The sequence below is a fragment of the Chryseobacterium sp. KLBC 52 genome (genome assembly GCF_003347605.1).
Taxonomy (GTDB): Bacteria; Bacteroidota; Bacteroidia; order Flavobacteriales; family Weeksellaceae; genus Chryseobacterium.
Genome location: NZ_QDFZ01000025.1, coordinates 36,531 through 57,336 on the forward strand (window position 1 = coordinate 36,531; position 20,806 = coordinate 57,336).

The 20,806-nt window shown below is 36.8% G+C and carries 20 protein-coding genes; 17 read left to right on the forward strand and 3 right to left on the reverse strand.

Annotated elements, in window-relative coordinates:
• Positions 1-61: 61 nt before the first annotated feature.
• The 10 genes from DDF69_RS20815 (at position 62) to DDF69_RS20860 (ending at position 8,742) form a co-directional block, all read left to right on the forward strand.
• Positions 62-1,066, forward strand: a complete 1,005-nt coding sequence (locus DDF69_RS20815; protein ID WP_114822470.1) for a bestrophin family protein — start codon at positions 62-64, stop codon at positions 1,064-1,066.
• A 151-nt stretch (positions 1,067-1,217) separates the two neighbouring features.
• On the forward strand, positions 1,218-2,831 hold the full coding sequence (locus DDF69_RS20820) for a Na+/H+ antiporter (protein ID WP_114822471.1): 1,614 nt from the start codon (positions 1,218-1,220) through the stop codon (positions 2,829-2,831).
• A gap of 223 nt (positions 2,832-3,054) precedes the next feature.
• Positions 3,055-3,480: an SRPBCC family protein gene (locus DDF69_RS20825; protein ID WP_114822472.1), complete on the forward strand. Its 426-nt coding sequence runs from the start codon at positions 3,055-3,057 to the stop codon at positions 3,478-3,480.
• Between the two features lie 3 nt (positions 3,481-3,483).
• A complete protein-coding gene (locus tag DDF69_RS20830; RefSeq protein WP_114822473.1) occupies positions 3,484-3,990 on the forward strand; it encodes a GNAT family N-acetyltransferase in 507 nt (168 codons plus the stop codon).
• Positions 3,987-4,370, forward strand: coding sequence for a VOC family protein (locus DDF69_RS20835; RefSeq protein WP_114822474.1), 384 nt, complete (start codon positions 3,987-3,989; stop codon positions 4,368-4,370). Before DDF69_RS20830 ends, DDF69_RS20835 begins: the two co-directional genes overlap by 4 nt.
• Positions 4,371-4,405: 35 nt before the next feature.
• Positions 4,406-5,428 (forward strand): glutaminyl-peptide cyclotransferase, encoded by a 1,023-nt coding sequence (locus tag DDF69_RS20840; protein WP_114822475.1) that lies wholly within the window; start codon positions 4,406-4,408, stop codon positions 5,426-5,428.
• Between the two features lie 98 nt (positions 5,429-5,526).
• Entirely contained in the window at positions 5,527-6,552 is a 1,026-nt protein-coding gene (locus tag DDF69_RS20845) for a glutaminyl-peptide cyclotransferase (RefSeq protein WP_114822493.1), read from the forward strand.
• Between the two features lie 147 nt (positions 6,553-6,699).
• On the forward strand, positions 6,700-7,662 hold the full coding sequence (locus DDF69_RS20850) for a hypothetical protein (RefSeq protein ID WP_114822476.1): 963 nt from the start codon (positions 6,700-6,702) through the stop codon (positions 7,660-7,662).
• Between the two features lie 26 nt (positions 7,663-7,688).
• The gene (locus tag DDF69_RS20855; RefSeq protein WP_002977952.1) at positions 7,689-8,303 is read left to right on the forward strand and encodes a deoxynucleoside kinase; all 615 of its coding nucleotides are present in this window, start codon (positions 7,689-7,691) and stop codon (positions 8,301-8,303) included.
• Between the two features lie 88 nt (positions 8,304-8,391).
• A complete protein-coding gene (locus DDF69_RS20860) occupies positions 8,392-8,742 on the forward strand; it encodes an ArsC/Spx/MgsR family protein (protein ID WP_114822477.1) in 351 nt (116 codons plus the stop codon).
• A gap of 54 nt (positions 8,743-8,796) precedes the next feature.
• Here the strand turns inward: DDF69_RS20860 and DDF69_RS20865 are convergent, their stop codons facing one another.
• From DDF69_RS20865 to DDF69_RS20875, 3 genes are all read right to left on the reverse strand, one after another.
• Entirely contained in the window at positions 8,797-9,270 is a 474-nt protein-coding gene (locus tag DDF69_RS20865; protein ID WP_162800979.1) for a hypothetical protein, read from the reverse strand.
• A gap of 61 nt (positions 9,271-9,331) precedes the next feature.
• On the reverse strand, positions 9,332-9,637 hold the full coding sequence (locus tag DDF69_RS20870) for a DUF493 family protein (protein ID WP_034699649.1): 306 nt from the start codon (positions 9,635-9,637) through the stop codon (positions 9,332-9,334).
• 40 nt (positions 9,638-9,677) lie between these two features.
• Positions 9,678-10,349, reverse strand: a complete 672-nt coding sequence (locus DDF69_RS20875) for a DUF4197 family protein (protein WP_047433611.1) — start codon at positions 10,347-10,349, stop codon at positions 9,678-9,680.
• A gap of 365 nt (positions 10,350-10,714) precedes the next feature.
• On the opposite strand from DDF69_RS20875, the gene DDF69_RS20880 reads away from it, so the two are divergent.
• The 7 genes from DDF69_RS20880 to DDF69_RS20910 all read left to right on the forward strand — a co-directional run bounded on the left by DDF69_RS20880 (position 10,715) and on the right by DDF69_RS20910 (position 20,730).
• Entirely contained in the window at positions 10,715-13,555 is a 2,841-nt protein-coding gene (locus tag DDF69_RS20880) for a SusC/RagA family TonB-linked outer membrane protein (protein WP_114822479.1), read from the forward strand.
• 4 nt (positions 13,556-13,559) lie between these two features.
• Positions 13,560-15,026, forward strand: a complete 1,467-nt coding sequence (locus DDF69_RS20885) for a RagB/SusD family nutrient uptake outer membrane protein (RefSeq protein WP_114822480.1) — start codon at positions 13,560-13,562, stop codon at positions 15,024-15,026.
• Positions 15,027-15,101: 75 nt separating this feature from the next.
• Entirely contained in the window at positions 15,102-16,493 is a 1,392-nt protein-coding gene (locus DDF69_RS20890) for a glucoamylase family protein (RefSeq protein ID WP_114822481.1), read from the forward strand.
• A 97-nt stretch (positions 16,494-16,590) separates the two neighbouring features.
• Positions 16,591-17,298, forward strand: coding sequence for a prolyl oligopeptidase family serine peptidase (locus DDF69_RS20895; RefSeq protein WP_114822482.1), 708 nt, complete (start codon positions 16,591-16,593; stop codon positions 17,296-17,298).
• Between the two features lie 82 nt (positions 17,299-17,380).
• Positions 17,381-19,708, forward strand: coding sequence for a beta-glucosidase BglX (gene bglX, locus DDF69_RS20900; RefSeq protein WP_114822483.1), 2,328 nt, complete (start codon positions 17,381-17,383; stop codon positions 19,706-19,708).
• A 92-nt stretch (positions 19,709-19,800) separates the two neighbouring features.
• A complete protein-coding gene (locus DDF69_RS20905) occupies positions 19,801-20,199 on the forward strand; it encodes a hypothetical protein (RefSeq protein ID WP_114822484.1) in 399 nt (132 codons plus the stop codon).
• A gap of 120 nt (positions 20,200-20,319) precedes the next feature.
• Entirely contained in the window at positions 20,320-20,730 is a 411-nt protein-coding gene (locus DDF69_RS20910; RefSeq protein WP_114822485.1) for a hypothetical protein, read from the forward strand.
• Positions 20,731-20,806 lie beyond the last annotated feature (76 nt).

Genomic DNA, 20,806 nt, shown 5'->3' on the forward strand with positions numbered 1-20,806 from the left:
TGCTGTGAAGAAAACCATTATTTGAAAATAGATTATATTAAACACTATAAAATAAACACTTATGCATTCAGGAAAAAGATTCGGAGCCCGGGAGTTCATTATCTGGACCAGAAGAAGTATTTACGCTCTGGTCGTACTATCAGCCATTCCTACAGTCCTCTACTTTTTAGGCTGGAAGTTTCTTTCTGTTCCTTGGCAGCCGATTGCCATCATGGGAACAGCAGTTGCCTTTATCGTTGGATTTAAAAACAATGCCAGCTATAGCAGACTCTGGGAAGCAAGACAGATCTACGGAGCAATTATCAATGACAGCCGTAGTTTTGGCTATATTCTGAGAGATGCACTGCTTTCCAAAGATCCGGGTAAAGTAAAAGAAATGTTTCTTCGTCATTATGCATGGCTTACTGCATTGAGATTTCAGCTTCGTGAACCGCGAGCATGGGAAAACATGGGAACAGATCAGTTTGATGAATATGCCAAAAAATATGATATTCCGGAGAGACAGTCCAAACTGGATGAAGAATTGAAAAAATACCTTTCCGAATCTGAACTTCAGTATATTGTAAGCAAAAAGAACAGAGCGACCCAATTGATGGCCAGCCAGAGTAAAGCCTTATCGGAAGCGTATGAAAAAGGAGAACTTAATGATTTTCAATGGACACAGATCAATCAGCAGCTGATAAAGTTTACTGACGATCAGGGAAAAGCCGAAAGAATTAAGAACTTTCCCTATCCAAGAAACTTCTCTTCCATCACCACCTATCTTTTGCTGCTCTTTATTGTTTTTGTGCCTTTCGGATTATTGAAAGAGTTCGATAAATTAGGGGAAGGAACCATGGTAGAAGGCTGGACATTATGGTTTAATATTCCGTTTTCTTTACTGGTTACGTGGTGCTTTCATACATTGGACAGCGTAGGGGAAGCTTCGGTAAACCCTTTTGAAGGAAGTCCCAATGATGTTCCTATCACTCAGATCAGCCGTACTATTGAAATTGATATGAGAGATATGCTGGATGAATCTGATCTTCCCCCAGCCATTACTCCAAAGAATAATATTGTGCTTTAGATTGACCTTTTATGATCTTAGATATAGATTAATGACAGACTTCGAATATATCTAAACCTGATAGGTTTCAAAAACCTATCAGGTTTGGGAAATAATAAATATTTGATATCCCATAAAAATAACACTTAAACTTAAAAAAACTTATTTAAAAATGATTCACAGCTATGTTATAATATCCATTGCAGTACTGCTGTCTGTGATGATATTGGTAATGATCGGCCAGAAATTAAAAGTTGCTTATCCTATTTTCCTTGTTATTGCAGGGTTACTGATAAGCTTCGTGCCGGGAATGCCGCGTATTGAAATAGAACCTGACCTTGTCTTTCTTATTTTCCTTCCGCCTATTTTGTTTGAGGCCGCATGGTTTACTTCATGGCAGGATTTTCATAAATGGAGAAAACAGATTTTTTCAATGGCCTTCGGATTGGTGTTTTTAACATCCATAGTCGTTGCTTATCTTTCATCTTCCATTATTCCGGGGCTTACTGTAGCTATGGGTTTCTTGCTGGGAGGAGTGAATTCTCCGCCGGATGCAGTAGCTGCGACTTCGGTACTGAAACATATGAAAATCCCTAAAAAGATCACCAATATTCTGGAAGGCGAGAGTTTGATCAACGATGCATCCAGTTTAATTGTATTTAAATTTGCTCTGGCAGCTGTTATTTCAGGACAGTTTATCTGGAGAGATGCCGTTCAGGATTTCTTTACCATGGCCATCGGTGGAATTGCCGTAGGAGTAGCGGTTGGGTTTCTGTTTGGAGCTTTATTAAAGGTTATTCCAACCAATTCCAATATCGATACCATTATTACCCTTATCGTTCCTTACATTATGTATGTGGGAGCAGAACATTTTCATTTTTCCGGAGTATTGGCAGTGGTTGCCGGAGGTTTGCTGATGTCTTATAACTCACATTGTTATTTAAGTCATACCTCCAGAATTCAGTCCGGGAATGTGTGGAGTGTTTTGATATTCCTGATGAATACCATCATCTTTATCCTGATTGGTCTTGAGCTTCCGATTGTAGTGGAAGGAATGAAAGAATATACCATTTCAGAAGGTATTTTTTACAGTGTGGTGATTGGCGGAGCGATTATCGGAACAAGAATTTTGTATAGTTATGCATTAATGTATTTCCCAAGAGTCTGTTCTAAAGAATTAAGGCTAAAAGTTCCCAAACCTGATTGGAGAGAGCCTTTTATCATCAGTTTTGCAGCAATGAGAGGAGTGGTTTCACTGGCTGCCGCCTTGTCAATTCCTGCTTTTTTACCTAATGGAGAAGCATTTCCGCATAGGAATATTATTTTATTTGTCACTTTCGTTATCATATTGATTACCCTGGTAGGGCAAGGCTTATTGTTGAGCCCAATCTTGAAATTATTGAATATTCAGGATGCCGGAAGTGAATTGCCGGAAGAAAAACAGGAGGTAATCCTTATGCGCAAACTGAAGGAAACAGCTTTACACAAACTGGATAATGACTTTTCGGAATTAGCCGTAACCAACAGTCTGGTACGTCATCAAAAGCACAAATTAGAAAATGAAATGATGCTGATGGCAGACAAAGCCCAATGTATGGCTTCCACAGGGGATTATGTAACCGCTATCAATGAAAATAAAGATGTCTTGCGGCAGATCATTCAGGCGCAGAGAAACGAACTGCACAGAATGAAAAGAGAAAAGATATTTGATGATCATGTGATGAGAACCATTGAAATGCAGCTGGATTTTGATGAAGCCAAGATCACAGGTTTTTCACATGGGTAATTACAAAATAAACCACAAAAGTCACAAAAGGACAGAAGTTAAAATGAACTTGCAGGAATAAAAAGTTCACAAAAGGAAAATTCTGAAATTGTAAAGGCTTATGTGTACTTCTCATGAGTAGAAATTTAAACTTAAATAATTTAGTAGATAAAAACTTTTGTGACTTTTGTGGTTAAATATTATGGATAAAATTGTGTACATTTAGACATATTAAATCCATAATATGAGCACACCCATCACTGTTCAGTACACCATCAATGCTCCGGTTGAAAAAGTCTGGAAAGCATTAACCGATAAAAATGAAATGAAATCCTGGTATTTTGATATCCAGGATTTTGTATTGGAAGAAGGGCAGGTATTTAATTTCTTTGAACCCGGAGGAGCCAACAAATACCATCATCATGGTGAGATTTTAGAAATAATCCCGAATGAGAAATTAAAGCACACATGGTCTTATCCTGATTTTTCAACACTGAAAACCATTGTAACCTGGGAACTGCTGCCGGAAGACGGTCAAACTTTAGTAAAGCTGATCCATGAAGATATTGAAAACTTTAAAGACTTAGGAGAAGGCTTTTCAAGAGAGAGTTTTGTAAAGGGCTGGAATACGATTTTGGGACAAAGCTTAAAAGAATTTCTAGAAAAATAAATCATGATCACATTACACTCTTTTACGATAGAAGATGCTCCACAACTGATTTCAAAGATAAAAGACGAAAGAATGCTTCTTCAGTTTGCCGGCCCGGCATATCGTTTTCCTCTCACGGAAGAACAGCTGGAAAAGGATTTATCAGATGAAAACCGAACTCTTTTTAAAATTACAGATGAGACAGGAAGTACAATCGGGCATGCCCAGATATTTCTGAAAGAAAAAACATTCCTGTTGGGAAGAATTTTGATCTGGGATGAAAATAACAGAGGAAAAGGTTATGGAAAGAAGGTGATGCAGGAGCTTTTGAAATATGGCTTCAGTCATTTTGATAAAGAAACAGCAGAGCTGAACGTGTACGACTGGAATACCGGAGCAATTGAATGTTACAAAAAAGTAGGTTTTGTTTTTGATCCATACGTTAAAAGCGAAGCCAGGATTGATCAGGAAACATGGGTTTCTCTGAATATGAAAATCCGTAAAAATACTTTCGAATTACAGGAATCATGACACAATTTACTGCACTTCGGCCTGTTTTATGGACAGAAAACCTCGATGAAACCATTGCATTTTATATGAATATTCTCGGATTTACCCTGATGGGAAGAAATGATGACTGGCAATGGGCTTCTCTTCGAAAAGATGACATATACATTATGCTTTCCCAGCCTAATGAACATGAAAACAATACGTCCATCGGGTTTTCAGGATCATTTTATTTCAATGTAAATCAGGTGGATGATCTTTGGGAAGATCTTAAAACAAAAGCCAAAGTCTGCTATGAAATTGAAACTTTTGAATGGGGAATGAGAGAATTTGCAATATATGACAACAACGGATATATATTACAATTTGGTGAACCCGTAGATAATATTGGCAATACGGAATAAAATTTGCTATTTTTGGAGAAATATTTAGAAATTCAATGAAAAAAAGTATAATAGCGGGTTTCGCAGCGATTTTATTATTGGCGTCTTGTAATAAGGATAAAGAGATTCTTAATACATTAAACACTTATAATACTTCAATGGAGGCGAAGGGATACCATTTTGGAGATAAGCTTGAGCTTCCGAAAGAGGTAACGGAAAATGCAGAAAGCGTAACGATCAGCTTTGGAGATAAAGAAACAACAGATTTAACCATTGATCCTAAATTTTTCACATTAGGAGACAATGCTGTTACCTTCAATATTAAAACAAAAGGAGGTGAAGTCCTTAATCAGGATGCAACCATCAATGTATTTGCAAAAAATCCTGAAAAAAATATTCCTTATCAGATTGTAGCGGAATATCCTCACGATCCTAAAAACTTTGTACAGGGTTTTCAGATTGAAGGAAATACAATTTATGAAAGTGACGGGCAGAACGGATCTTCACAGATTCTCAAGTACACGTTGGGAACAACCACTCCGCTGGCTTCTACAAAACAGGCTCAGGAAGACTTTTCTGAAGGTAGTACCATTGTGGGTGATAAAGTATACCAGTTGACATGGCAGAGCAAAAAAGGATATGTTTATGATAAAAGTTCATTAAAGCTGCTTTCAGAATTTGCTTATCCTAATGTATTGGGTGAAGGTTGGGGATTAACGTACGACGGAAAAAGCCTGATTGCTTCTGATGGAAGTAAACTTTTATATTTCCTTGATGTCAACGATCCTTCAAAACTGATTAAATATATCGCTGTAGCAGGAAGTTCTCAGGCATATGATCAGTTGAACGAACTGGAATACCACAACGGGTTTATCTATGCCAACGTATGGCAGAAGCCGATCATTTTAAAGATCAATCCAGCCAATGGAGAAGTCGTGGGAACTTTTGACTTTACTGAAATCGCAAAACAGAATACCAAGGGAAGTGATGATGTACTGAACGGAATTGCTTTCAAAGGAGATAATATGCTGGTAACCGGAAAGAACTGGCCAAAGATTTACGAAGTTCAGATCAAATAATCTGATTTTATTGATAAAAAAAATAGCGTTCCCTTGGGAGCGTTATTTTCGTTTTAAGGATTAAATTTTAGTACTTTTGGAAAATGATTAAAAAGTTCATGAAGCAAAATATTATGGCTGGTCTGGCAGCCATATTCTTGTTGGCTTCCTGCAATAATAATGAGAAAATGCTGGATTCTCTGGCGAATTACAATAACTCAAAAGAAGAAAAAGGCTATCATTTTGGGGATAAGCTTGATCTTCCAAAAGAAGTAACGGAAAATGCAGAAAGCATAACCATCAGTTTCGGAGATAAAGAAACAACGGATTTAACTGTTAGTCCGGAGTTTTTTACATTGGGAGATAACGATGTAGTCTTCAGGATTAAAACAAAAAATGGAGAAGTATTAAATCAGGATGCTACCATTAATGTATTTACAAAAACTCCTGAGCAGAATATTTCCTATAAAATAGTTGCAGATTATCCTCACGATCCCAGAAACTTTATTGAAGGTTTTTTGGTAGAAGGAAATACAGTGTATGAAAGTGATGGCATGGAGAATGCTTCCCAGCTTATAAAATATACTTTAGGATCATCTACTCCGGCAATTGTAAAAAAACAGCCTGCTGAAATTTTCTCCGAGGGCTGTGCGATCGTTGGAAATAAGATCTATCAGTTAACCTATAAAAATAAAATAGGTTTTATTTACGATAAAAATACGTTTGAAGAACTTTCAAAATTTCCTTTGCCTAATATAATTGGAGAGGGATGGGGACTGACGTACGACGGAAAAAACCTGGTGGCTACAGACGGCTCTAAAAACCTTTATTTTCTGGATATCAATGATCCTTCTAAAGTAGTGAAAACTATAGCTGTTGGCGGGAATTCTGAAATTTATAATCAGCTCAATGAGCTTGAATATCACGATGGCTTTATATATGCCAATGTGTGGCACAACCCTGTAGTTTTAAAGATCAATCCTGCTACAGGAGATGTGGTAGGTAAATTTGATTTTACCAAATTAACCAAAGAAAACGATCAGGGAAACAGCGAACATGTGCTGAACGGAATTGCCTTTAAAGGTGAAAATATGCTGGTGACAGGGAAAAACTGGGAGAAAATTTATGAAGTTGCTTTTCAATAAAATCATTGTATTTATTGAATAGAGACTTCTTTTTTTTCAGCAACAGTCTGTTTTCAATTTTGATTAACAGCAAAGAAAATTCTATTGGTGTAATCATCTTTTGAGTAAAGTAATTTTTCAGTAAATTGACCCCATTAAAAAAGCAGAGTGAAGTTTTTAAACATACTATTTTTTTTCCTTTTCTGTACGGCTTCAGCGCAGAATATTCTTCCTTTGGATACATTGAAACTAAAGGAAGCCAAAGATATGCTTGCTGACGACTATGGAAATCTGTATATCTATAAAAACAAAGATTTCAGTTTTACCAAATACGATTCTTTAGGAAAGCAGATCGGGAAAATGATGCTTACTGTTCCTTACAAAGTTCAGTCAGTACAAAATCCTCTGAACGTACCTTTATTTTCTGAAAATGCTCAGGAAATGAAATTTGTAGACCAGAATATGAATGAGATTCAAAGATTGGATTTTAAACAGAAATTTGGCTTTATCAGAATGGCTTATGCCGAAGATCTGCAGCAACTATGGCTTCTGGATGACAGTACAAAACGTCTGATACAGTATAATTTCAGAAATGATACCACCATCAACTCATATCCTTTTGATATCAGTTTTGAAGATTTAATGGATATGCTGGTCTATGAAAATAAGGTCTATATTTTAACCAGAAAACATATCAGGATTTATAGCCTGAAATTTGAAAAACTTTTCGAAGCCCCTTTGGAAAACGGAAAACGTTTTCGAAGAGAAAACGATATGATCCTGGTAGTTGCCGGTAATTTCATTTCACAATACGTCCCTGAAAAAGGGATGACAACCATTTTCGAAGACCAGGAAGCGCAAATTGTGGATAAAAACATCCTCTCTTATTTTGCAATCAAAGGGAACAAACTCTATCTTTACAGCCTTGAAAAAGTAAAGAAAGCCAAACAGCAAAAACAGCTCGAAGCTCAGCCGGAATCTCTGCAGCCATCTACAGAAAAACCAGTAGAAAAAACGGAAGAAAAACCTGATGAGAATACAGCAGAGAAACCTTCAGACAATACTTTACAGAAATTGATTGAAGACATTTCTCAGGTTGAGACCGGGGCCATCGAACAACTTATCAACTAATTTGTAAATACAAGGAAAAGAATATTATGCATATTGCAGTTACAGGAAACATCGGAGCCGGAAAAACAACTTTGACAACGATGCTTTCCAAGCATTACGGATGGGATGCACAATTTGAAGACGTAGATCATAACCCGTATCTGGAGGATTTTTATTCTGATATGAGCAAATGGAGTTTTGCATTACAGGTGTATTTCCTGGGAAGCAGATTCCGTCAGGTGAAGGAAATCAGAGAAAGTGGGAAAAACATTATTCAGGATCGTACCATCTATGAAGATGCCCATATTTTTGCAGAAAACCTGAATGATATGAATCTTCTTTCAGACAGAGATTTCAATAACTATTCATCAGTTTTTGATTTGATGAAGTCCTTTGTATCCGCTCCGGATCTTTTAATCTATTTAAAATCAGATGTTCCTAACCTGGTTAAAAAAATCTACAAAAGAGGCCGTGAATATGAAGCATCCATCAGCATTGAATATCTTTCAAAACTGAATCAGAAATATGAGAAATGGATTTCCAACTATACAGAAGGAAAACTTCTGATTGTAGAAGTGGATGATCTTGATTTCGTTGAAAAACCTGAAGATTTCGGATTTATTCTGGAAAAAATTGAAGCAGAACTACACGGATTGTTTTAACATATTTTTATCAGAACATTAAGACATACTCAGGGTAATTCTTTTTAAATTTGTTTAGATCAAGTTTAATTTTTTGAATAATTCTATCATGGTAGTTAAAGTTTTACATAACGGAAACTGTTCAAAGTCAAATGCTGTACTGGAGTATCTTGACGAAAACGGAGTGCCTTTTGAGATCATTAATATTGTTGATGATCCGTTAAGTCCTCTTGAAATAAGAACGGTGCTGAAAAAACTGAACCAAAGTGTTTTTCATATCATTCGTAAGACAGATAAACTGTATATTGAAAATTATGCAGATAAAAATTATTCTGAAGAAGAGTGGATTAAAATTCTTTCTGAGAATCCCTCTCTGATACAAAGACCGATTCTTGTAAAAGGCTCAGTAGCCATGCTGGGAAGACCTATTGAAAACGTAAAGTTCTTTATTGAAAAGTAGATCAATCAACTTAATACATAAAAAACCGTTCTTTTTAGAGCGGATTTTTTTATGTTATGGGGTTTCAGTTTTGCTGGTTCCATTGATAATCTTATATAAAGCTTCCAGTTCTTTTGGTGGGCGTCCGGAATCAAAATCTGAAGAAGTATATTCCTTTCCGTTAGAGGTAATGATAATGGATGCAATCATTGCCCGGTCAGAATGCCTGCCCTCTGTAGGAGCTTTAAGATCTGATATCTTGGATAAGTCAATAGATTGAGCCAGTCTGGAAACCGTCTGCCATTCCGCAGGAGATATTTTAGTAGTAGTAATTTCTTCGTTAATATTGGATTCTTTTGAAGAAGGGGTGAAGACTATGTTTCTGCTGAATCCTCTCGTCCTTTCTGTTAATTGAATCCGTTCAATCTTTTGTTGCTGAACTGCAGAGGATATAGCAGTCGCATTATTTTGACTGTTATCTTTGTGCATACAACTTGTAGAAGAGGTGACCAAAATAATACTAAATAGGATCAGTTGGATGTTCATCATATTCTGTTTTAAGTTTTACATAATAAAAAACCGCTTCATGATGATGAAACGGCCTTTGTTTTTACAATAGAATAACGCCTTCTATTTTTGCTACTTCTTTATAAATATTCACTACCTGATTGGCATCCAAAACAAATGCATTAATGTTGCAGGCAGTGTATTTTCCATTTTTGCTTTCTCGGTTTCCCAGTGTAAATTTAATACCATCAAAAACTCTGTAAATTTCAGTAAGTTTTGCCTGGTCTGTAGGGATAATAAATTTAAATAAATAATCCTCCGGAAAATCATGATGATCCTCCAGTTTCTCCTTCAAAGACTGATAAAAATCTTCGGGGCTTGCGTGTTGATTTCCTTGTAATATATCCATCTGCAATTGTTAATATAATATAAATATAACGAAATTTTTCCTATTTTCCAAATGGTCCCAGCAGAGACTTGGAGTTCTGGTGCTCATAATCTTCGATGATGTTGAATAATCCATTGACCAGCTGTTCAGAAGCAAGTTTACTCAATCCTCCTGAATTGACAGTGTTGTTATTCCCGCCCAGAAGGCTGCCTAAAAAATTACTTCCTGATAACGCCGTATTGATGGTTTTTACAATTCCATATTCATTCAGTTTTTCATCTACTTTAGGAGCGATGGCTGCAATCAGCTGTTGGGATGTTTTTTCCTTCAGAATCTGTGTCGCCGTTGTTCCCTGCATAATTCTCGTTACATCCTGGGCATTCAGACTGTTGACCGCATCCTGCAAAATAGGTTTTGAAGTATTCACGGTATAAGCTGCTGCCTGAGCAATATAATCCCTTTCTTTAGCTACGAGTGAAGGGGCAATTTTCTCCAGCGTAGAATTAATATCTCTCAACTCTTTAGGAAGCGCTTTATCTACCATATTGTTCTGCAGAAACGCTTCTTTGTTTCCATAGATACCCATTCCTTTATCAATACCATTGAGCAGGATTCTTTTAATAATAGAAAGCCCCATGTCTGATGTAGCCAGTGACGTGCAAGATTGTACACTGGTGGTAATAACAGCACCGGTCCCGATCAGAAGAGCGGCTGCAATGATATATTTTTTCATTGATCTTTTTATTATGTATTTCTAAGATGCTTTTGTCAAAAACTGCACCAAAGGTAATTACTATTCTCTATTTAACAAAATATTAAATTGAGTGCTGAATTTGGTGAATTTTTAAGGTCAAAATATTAATTTAACATTCATGAAATAACGGGAAATTGATAATAATTTTGAATATAAAATTATAAAACGTGAATATTTATCATTTTTGATGTAACAAAAAAGGGCGATGTTTAAATATTTAAGATAATTTAACATTGTTCGATATTTTTTATATTTTTGGCTAATGTCTTTTTTTGAGATTTTAAATAACTCCACTATTTAAAGACAGAAATGAATTTGATTTATTTGAATAAAATTGAAACTATATGAAACAAAGTAATTTAAAGTATCCATGTCTCATTGCCGTGTTGTATTTCGGGATGAACGTGAATGCACAGGTTACGCAGGATTCTGCTAAAGTCCAGAAGATTGACGAAGTCGTGATGATTGGATATGGTAGCCGTAAAAAAGTGGATAATACCACAGCTATCAGTTCTATCAGCGCTGAGGAAGTAACCAGAACCAAAGTATTGAATGCATCACAGGCTATTCAGGGAAAAGCTGCTGGAGTACAGGTTATTGCTTCTGATGCGCCGGGATCAACTCCGACAGTAATGATCAGAGGACTTGGTACAGTGTTAGGCGGGAGAACTCCATTATACGTAGTTGATGGAATGTATGCCGATAACATCAACAATATCAACTCTAATGATATTCTGACCTATGATGTATTGAAAGATGCGGCAGCATTGGCAATCTATGGTAACAGGGCTGCAAATGGGGTAATCATCATTACGACAAAATCAGGTAGAGGAAAGTTAAGTGTTTCCTATGATGGATTGGTTGGATTCAGAAGTCCTTTAAAAACGATCAAAATGGCCAATGGGTCTGAATTTGCAACCTATAACAATGCAGGTAAAACAAGTACTTATCTGAATCCTAATCAGCCGTACAACACAGATTGGTTCAAAGAAATTACAAGAACCGGTATCTATAACCAGCATAACTTATCAATTTCCGGATCTTCTGAAGCTGCAAAATACTTTTTAAGTTTAAGTAATTATGATGAGCAGTCCATCCTTAAAGGAACAAATTATAACAGGACTACAGTAAGAACCAATAACGAATTCAGGATTACCAAAGGTATCAGATTAGCGCAGACTTTAAGTGCTACCTTTACCAATGATACTCCTAAATCGTATGGTGCTTTTACAAATGCATATAAACAATCGCCATTAGTCCCTGTATATTATCCGAATGGAAAATATGGTCAGCCTATCTATAACAAGACTAACGGAAATATCGATTATGAAGGAGGGCGATTTAATAATGTTGGAAACCCTGTGATGCAGCTTGCTTATGATAATCAAAGGGGAAAAAATTTCTTATTGCAGGGTGGTTTAAAACTGGATATTGATATTTATAAAGATTTGAAGTTTACTTCTCAGTTTAGTGGTGAGTACAATAATTATAAATATTACAATTTTGTAAATTCAAAAGCATTCTGGTTAGATAGCGATCCAATGAGGGTTGACAGTGGATATGATACTTCTTTGCCTCTGACAAGATTAACCAATAAAAATCAAAACTATTATAATTGGGTACTTAATAACTATTTAACCTATACCAAGAAAGTAGGAAATCATGATATTGAAATTGTAGCAGGTACGGAAGCTTCAGTTGCCAACGGTCTTGAAACCTTAACGATCAACAGAAAGAATGTACCCGTTTCACAAGACTACTGGAATCTGGATGGTGTAGATTATTATGGTAATTTATTTAGTGATAATACGACCAAAGCCATTGAATCTATAAAAGGGAACAGAAACACCACAATTTCTTATTTCGGAAGACTTCAGTATAAATTTATGAACCGTTATTTATTAAGTGGAACGATCAGAAGAGACGGATCATCTCAGTTTGCTGAAGGACACAGATGGGGGACATTTCCATCATTTGGTGCCGGATGGATCATCTCTGAAGAAAGCTTTATGCAGGATGGGTTCTTTGATCTTTTAAAATTGAGAGGAGGCTGGGGTAAATTGGGTAACCAGAAAGTTCCATTAAACTATTTACCACTTTCATCCGGAGCTACCTACAATTACGGATTTGGAACATCGCCTGTAAGCAATGGCGTAACTGTTAATCAAGGATATGACCCGGAATTAGGATGGGAAGTTACAGAAGAAACCTCTTTGGGATTAGATTTTGCGATCTTGGATAAGAGGTTGTCTGGAAGTTTTGACGTTTATAACAGAAAAACTAATAACCTTATTTTAGGAGTGGTACCTTATCTTGCAACAGGTATTTCGGATGTAAATTATTCACATATGGGAAGCGTTGTTAATAGAGGTGCTGAGGTGAGCTTAAACTGGTCAGATAAAGTGGGAGAAGATTTCAGTTATTCTGTTGGAGCTAATTATTCTTACAATAAAAATAAACTTGCTAGAATTGATACTTCAAAACCTGTTTCTCAGATTATAGGAGGAAACCTGGGCAACGGAGTCGATACAAAACTATTTAATGCTTCAGCAATAGGTTACGCATTGGGAAGTTTTTATTTATATGAAACTGATGGTTATGATGCCAATGGTAACCTGAAATTTAAAGATTTGAACGGTAATGGTACTATGGATGGAGGAGACAGACGTTTCTTCGATTCTTATATACCAAAATCAACATTAGGTGTTAATTTTTCAATGTCTTATAAAAATTGGGACTTTGCCTTGAGCGGTTATGGAGCTTTTGGATTTAAAGTATACAACGGTAAGAAAGCACAAAGAAATGGCGGAGAAAATGTTGAAGCATCTGTAGCGAATGATTTCTGGACTCCTACAAACACTAATGCAGCAAACCCTGTAAATCCTTCAAATATTCCTGTAGCTTCTAATTTCTATTTGGAAAGTGGAGATTATTTTAGAATTAATAATATTTCCGTAGGGTATACATTTAAAAATGTAACGGATTATATGAGATCTATTAAGCTTTATGTGAGTGCAATTAATCCAATTGTATTCCAGAAGTATTCAGGGTATTCTTCAGAATTATCAGGATATAATCCTGCAGATACTACAGCAGAAGGTGATCCTTACAAACGTGCGGGAATAGAGCTGGATGCTTATCCTACATTGAGGTCTTTTGTATTTGGTGTTAACCTAAATTTTTAAAAAAATGAATAAGAAATATATCATAGCAGCTGCATTTTTAATTTTAGGAGCTGTTAACCAGAGTTGCAGCAATGACTTTATTGATGTGTCTCCTACAGAAAAAATTCCCGAAGCTGCTTTGGGTGAAATATATAATAATAATGAAGGAGCCAATAGCTTGGTAACTGCTATTTATGCTAAGTTCTTAGATTGGAACATGAGTACTTTCGCGTGGATTGGCGTTACATCTATCGTTTCAGATGATGCGGATAAAGGATCCAGCCCAAGTGATTCAGGTTCTGATAAGGATGTTCTGGATGCGCTGAATTTTAATGCAGCAACTCCATCATTCAAAGAACTGTTTGCCTCCAATTATCAAGGGATAAACAGATGCAACCAGGCATTGAAATATCTTCCTCAGTTAGATAAAGCTGATCCGCAATTGCGTGCAAGACTAACTGGAGAAGCTAAGTTTTTAAGAGCGTTTATGTATTTTACTTTAGTGAAATCTTTTGGAGGTGTCCCGTTAGTAGACCACGTTCCTGTAACAGGAGTTGAAGCAGATAAACAAATGACACTTACCAGAAAAAGTAAGGAAGAAATTTATGCATTCATTGAACAGGACCTTAAGGATGCCATAGCCGTTCTTCCTAATAAATCAGCCTATGGGGCAGGTAATATAGGGAGAGCATCTGTTGGTGCTGCCCATGCGCTTTTAGCTAAAGTGTATTTATATCAGAAGAAATGGCAGCTGGCTGTAGATGAGACTAATTTGGTTACTGGGTATTCATTAACACCTAATTTCCAGGATATTTACAAAGTTTCCGGAGAAAATAATGCTGAATCTGTTTTTGAAATCAATGGGACTGGGGGAACAGCAGGAAGAGCAATTCAGCAGTATAGCCAGGTTCAGGGAGCCAGAGGTACTACAGGCTGGGGCTGGGGATTCTCTACTCCTACCCAAGGTTTGTATGATGCATACTCTGCAACAGATTCAAGAAGAGATGCTACGATTATCCACAGAGATATGACTTTATATGATGGATATTATGTAGGTCCAAATACAGAAAATAAATTTTATAATTATAAAGCTTATTCTTCAAATTATAGAGATCAGGCTTCAACAGACGTAAATATTCGTTATCTGAGATATGCTGAAGTGCTATTAATCAGAGCCGAAGCAATGAATGAACTAGGACAAACATCTGCGGCTATTCCTTTCCTGAATCAGGTAAGAAACAGAGCTAACATCGGAAGTACCCCTGCTACTTCTCAGGCAGATGTAAGATTAGATATCTGGAAACAGAGAAGATTGGAGCTTGCTTTTGAGCATGACAGATGGTTTGATCTTGTAAGAACAGGACAAGCACAAGCAGCGATGGCTGCTGATGGTGGTAAAAAATTCATCGTTGGAAAACATGAATTATTCCCACTTCCGCAGGACTTCATAATGGAAGCCGGTGGATTGTCTGCTCAAAACCCTGGCTATTAAAATAAACCATAAACATTAGAGGAGAATGAAAGTTCTCCTCTTCTTTTAGTAATAAACCCAATAAAAAGAGATCTCATGAAAAGGAACGTATTATCAATAGCTATCACCTCTTTATTCTTTGTATATTCCTGTAAAAATGCTCCCGTTGCAAAACAGGAGGCAGGAAAAACTGAAGCCGTAAAAAGCAATATCACGGATGAACAACTAATGGACAGAGTACAGAAAGATGCATTAAAGTACTTCTGGGATTACGCAGAACCCAACTCGATGCTGGGAAGAGAGCGTTACCATGAAGACAATGTCTATCCTGATAATGATAAACACGTGATCACTACAGGAGGCTCTGGATTCGGGTTGGCAACTATTCTGGTAGGCGTAGAAAGAGGATTTGTTCCAAGAAAAGAAGCCGTGAAAAGACTTGCTCATATCATGGATTTTCTGGCAAAAGCAGACCGTCACAAAGGAGCATGGTCACATTGGATTAATGGAGAAACCGGGAAAACGGTTCCTTTCGGAAAAAAAGATAATGGTGGAGATCTTGTAGAAACGGCATTTCTTACCTCAGGAATACTGATGGTCCGTGAATATTTTAAAAACGGAAATGCAGAAGAAAAAGCTCTGGCTGCAAAATGTGATGAGCTATGGAAAGGAATCCAATGGAACTGGTATACAAAAGGAGGTCAGAAAGTACTTTACTGGCACTGGTCACCGGATTACCAATGGGAAATGAATTTTCCTCTTGAAGGATATAATGAATGTCTGATCACTTATATTTTAGCAGCATCTTCCCCTACTTATTCTATTGATGCCGAAACCTACTATAAAGGCTGGACCAGAAACGGAACTTACCTTACAGATAAAACAAAATACGGACTACCTCTGTATGTAAAACACAACTATGCCGAAGAATATGGCGGACCGCTTTTCTGGGCACAATATTCATATATCGGGCTTGATCCGACTGGATTATCCGATAAACTTGTTAAAAATTACTTTGACATCAATAAAAATCAAACCCTCATCGATTACAAATACTGTGTTGAAAATCCAAAACAATGGAAAGGTTACGGGCCAAACTATTGGGGACTTACAGCCGGTTATACAAGAAATGAAGACGGAACTACTGGCTACACAGCGCATATGCCAGGCAATGATAATGGAGTAATCACTCCCACAGCTGCATTGAGCAGTTTCCCGTACACTCCTAAAGAATCAATGGCTTTCCTGAGATTCATGTATACTCAAAAACCTGAATTTATAGGATCTGCAGGACCTTATGATGCTACTTCTATTAATTATAACAATTGGTTTACGCCAAGATATCTGGCCATAGATCAGGGAACCATAGCTCCCATGATTGAAAACTACAGATCAGGATTCCTTTGGAAACTGTTTATGAATGCTCCTGAAATTCAGCAGGGATTAAAAAAACTAAGTTTCCAGTCAGCCAAATATGGAATAAAATAATTCAATAGGAACGGGATACTATCCTGAGCATAGTCGAAGGGAGCCCGTTTAAATAAAAAATCAATCCGCTGGCTTTAGCCAAAACCTAAATAACAATATGAACCTAAAACTGAAACATCTCCCTCTTTTATTACTGCCGTTTTCATTACCAATGAATGCGCAGGAAATAAAAGGGGAACTCAATAAAGAAATTAAAAGACAGGAGAAAATGTCTTACATTCTGGATTACCCTAAAAATACGAAAGGGAATGTTCCTTTGATTGTTTTTTTACATGGCTCGGGAGAGCGTGGAACCAATCTTGATTTGGTAAAAGCACACAGCCCATTTACCTATAAAAATCTAATTAAAGAACCTGTAGCTATTCTGGCACCTCAATGTCCGGAAGGAACATGGTGGGATACCGTTACCGTATATAATCTGATCAAAGAAATTCAGAAGAAATATAAAATTGATGCCTCCCGCATTTATCTTACAGGACTTTCAATGGGAGGGTGGGGAACTTTGAAACTAGCTATGGAACATCCGGAAATGTTTGCTGCGGTGGCTTCAGTCTGCGCCCCTACAGATCAGGTAATGACCGCTAATATTCATCAGTTTAAAGATCTGAATATGAAAATTTTTCATGGCGGGATGGATGATATTGTATTGCCAGCCAATGCTTTTAATTTTTATCAAAAGCTGCATCCTGTAAATCCTACAGCTGAATTGGTTATCTTTCCGAATGACAATCATAATTCATGGGATTCTGCCTATTCAAACCCTGCTTTGTATGAATGGATGCTATCTAAAAAGAAAGAAAAATAACCCCAAAATACACAATGATTGAAAGATAAACTCATCGAATTAAAGCAAAAAAATATAAACAATAATTTAAGAAGATAGATTTATGAAAAAGTTAATTGTAATCGCCACCTTAGCATTGGCTCCTGTATTTTCCGCTCAGGAAATGGTAACCAAGCCCGTTCAGTCTTATCAGACGGCTCAGTATCAGGCTAAAAAGAAGGCATTCGTTGATAATCTTTTATCTAAAATGACATTGGATGAAAAAATTGGTCAGATGAACCTTCCGACTTCCGGAGATTTTACTACCGGACAGGCACAGAGCTCTGATATCGGAAAGAAAGTAGAACAGGGGTTAGTTGGCGGATTATTCAATATAAAAGGAGCAGATAAGATCAAAGCTGTTCAGAAAGTAGCTGTAGAAAAAAGCCGTCTGAAAATTCCTATGATTTTCGGGATGGATGTGATCCACGGGTATGAAACAACTTTCCCGATTCCTCTAGGGTTGGCTGCTTCATGGGATATGAACCTTATCCAGCAGTCAGCAAAAGTAGCTGCCAGAGAAGCGGCTTCTGACGGAATCAACTGGACATTCTCTCCAATGGTAGATATTTCCCGTGAGCCAAGATGGGGTAGAGTATCAGAAGGCTCTGGTGAAGACCCATATTTAGGAAGTGAAATTTCTAAAAATATGGTGTATGGCTATCAGGGGAAAGACCTTGCGAATGGAACCAATATTTTAGCTTGCGTGAAACACTTTGCCTTATATGGAGCAGGGGAATCCGGAAGAGATTACAATACCGTTGACATGAGCCATGTAAGAATGTTTAATGAATATTTCCCTCCTTACAAAGCCGCAGTAGATGCTGGGGTAGCTTCAGTAATGGCTTCTTTCAATGAAGTGGATGGAGTACCTGCGACAGGTAACAGATGGCTTCAGACTGAAGTATTGAGAAATCAATGGAAGTTTAAAGGATTTGTAGTAACAGACTATACCGGGATCAATGAAATGGTAGACCACGGTATGGGAGACCTTCAGCAGGTGTCTGCTTTGGCTTTAAAAGCTGGAGTTGATATGGATATGGTGGGAGAAGGTTTTTTAACAACTTTAAAAAAATCACTGGCAGAAGGAAAAGTGACACAAGCCGAAATTGATATGGCGGCAAGAAGAATTCTTGAAGCAAAATATGATCTTGGCTTATTTGATAATCCATACAAGCACGGAGATGCAAAGTTAGCGGCAAAAGAAGTCTATAATATGGAAAACCGTAATATAGCAAGAAATACAGCGGCGCAATCCATGGTGTTATTGAAAAATGACAATCAGGTATTGCCTTTAAAAAAATCAGGAACAGTGGCTGTAATCGGACCATTGGTGAATAACTCAATGAATATGGCCGGAACATGGAGTGTTGCTACAAAACACGCAGCTTCAGTTTCTTTGATGCAGGGATTACAGTCGAACTACGGAAAAGATGTTAAGTTTTTATCAGCAAAAGGAGCCAATATAGACTATGATGCCAAATTAGAAGAAATTTATGCTGCTCATGGTAAAAAAACAGACAGAGACAATCGTTCCAAAGAAGAATTATTAAAAGAAGCGGTAGAGGTTGCCAGCAAAGCAGATGTGATTGTTCTGGCTATCGGAGAATCTGCTGAAATGAGTGGAGAATCTTCTTCAAGAACAGAAATTACCATTCCTCAGTCGCAGGTTGACTTACTCAACGAATTAAAAAAAACCGGAAAACCAATCGCGATGGTTCTTTTCACAGGTCGCCCATTGGCTTTAACCAATGTAAAAGATACTCCGGATTCTATCTTGAATGCATGGTTTGCCGGATCTGAAGCAGGAAATGCGATTGCAGATGTTCTGTTCGGAAAAGTAAACCCATCCGGAAAACTTCCGATGACTTTCCCAAGAAGCCTTGGACAGGTGCCAATCTACTATAATGCTAAAAATACAGGTCGCCCGCTAAGCCAGGATAAAGTAGATAAATGTACTTATGAAAGATTCCGCTCAAACTATATGGACGAGTGTAATACTCCTTTATATGCTTTCGGATACGGATTAAGCTACACGAAATTCAATTACTCAGATATGACTGTTTCCAATACTACAGCGAAAGGAAATCAGACTGTTCAGGCAACTGTTACAGTAACCAATACAGGAAACTATGACGGAGCTGAAGTGGTTCAGTTATATATCAGAGATATGGTAGGAAGTATTACAAGACCGGTAAAAGAATTAAAAGGCTTCCAGAAAATATTTTTGAAAAAAGGAGAATCGAAAAAAATAACTTTTGATATCACTCCTGAAAATCTGAAATTCTATAACGGCGATTTGAAATATGACTGGGAATCAGGTGAATTTGATATTATGATCGGAACCAGCTCTGACAATGTTCAGCATTCAAAAATCAATTGGACTAAGTAATATCCGAAAGTAATTCACCAAATTGTGTTATGATGTTTTTTTTGGCACGATTTTTAATAATACCTCGGGTAATTATTAGTATACAAATCGACATGAAAAAAACAATTTTATTAAGCACAATGTTCCTGGGTTCTTTAGTATTTGCACAAAAAGGAACAATAAAAGGTGGAGACAAAGATGCACATGGATGTATTGGTTCCGCAGGATATACTTATTCTCAAATTAAGAAAGACTGCATAAGAACTTTTGAACAGAAAATCAAGTTGACAGAAGTAGCTCCGAAAGACAGCTATACTTCGATAGCTGCAGTTATTTTCAGTAAAGACATGAAACAAGCTGAGGTTTTTGTAAAAGATGCTGGTGAAAGAAGCATTATCCTTACCAGAGCAGGAGGTAAAGCCAAAGCGTGGAAAAAGGATGGCTATGTATTGGTTCCTTACAAAAAGCACGGATATCAGCTTAAAAAGGATAATATCGTGATCTATCAGTAAGATTCGGTTTTAAAAAGAAAAACCGCTCGCAAGAGTGGTTTTTTTTTGTACCTTAGAAAAATTAATTAATATCACATTTTTGGGATATTTTTAATCCATCAGAAAACAAAAATTTTACCTATGAAAAAAATAATTTTACTCAGTGCCATGTTCCTTGGTTCATTCGTTTTTGCACAAAAAAATACTCCTGTTCTCGGAGGCGACAGAGATGTTCACGGTTGTATCGGCTCCGCAGGATATACCTATTCCCAATTAAGAAATAATTGTATACAAACTTTCAATCAGAAGATAAAACTCAAAGAAGTAAACTCAGACAAAAGCTATACTACAATGACGGCAGTTATTTTCAATAAAAGTATGACTAAAGCTGAAGTTTTTATTCCGGATGGAGCTGCAAAAAGCATTATTTTGGATAAGCAGGGAAAAGCAAAGATATGGAAAAGCGGAGCTTATATTAAAGACAGCTATGTCTTAACTCCACATAAAAAGAGCTACCAGATCAAGAAGAATGATGAAGTCATTTATCAGTAAAATAAAAACAAAAATAACAGACCACTCGCAAGAGTGGTTTTTTTATGTCAATAATTAAAATCAATTTAATTTAATA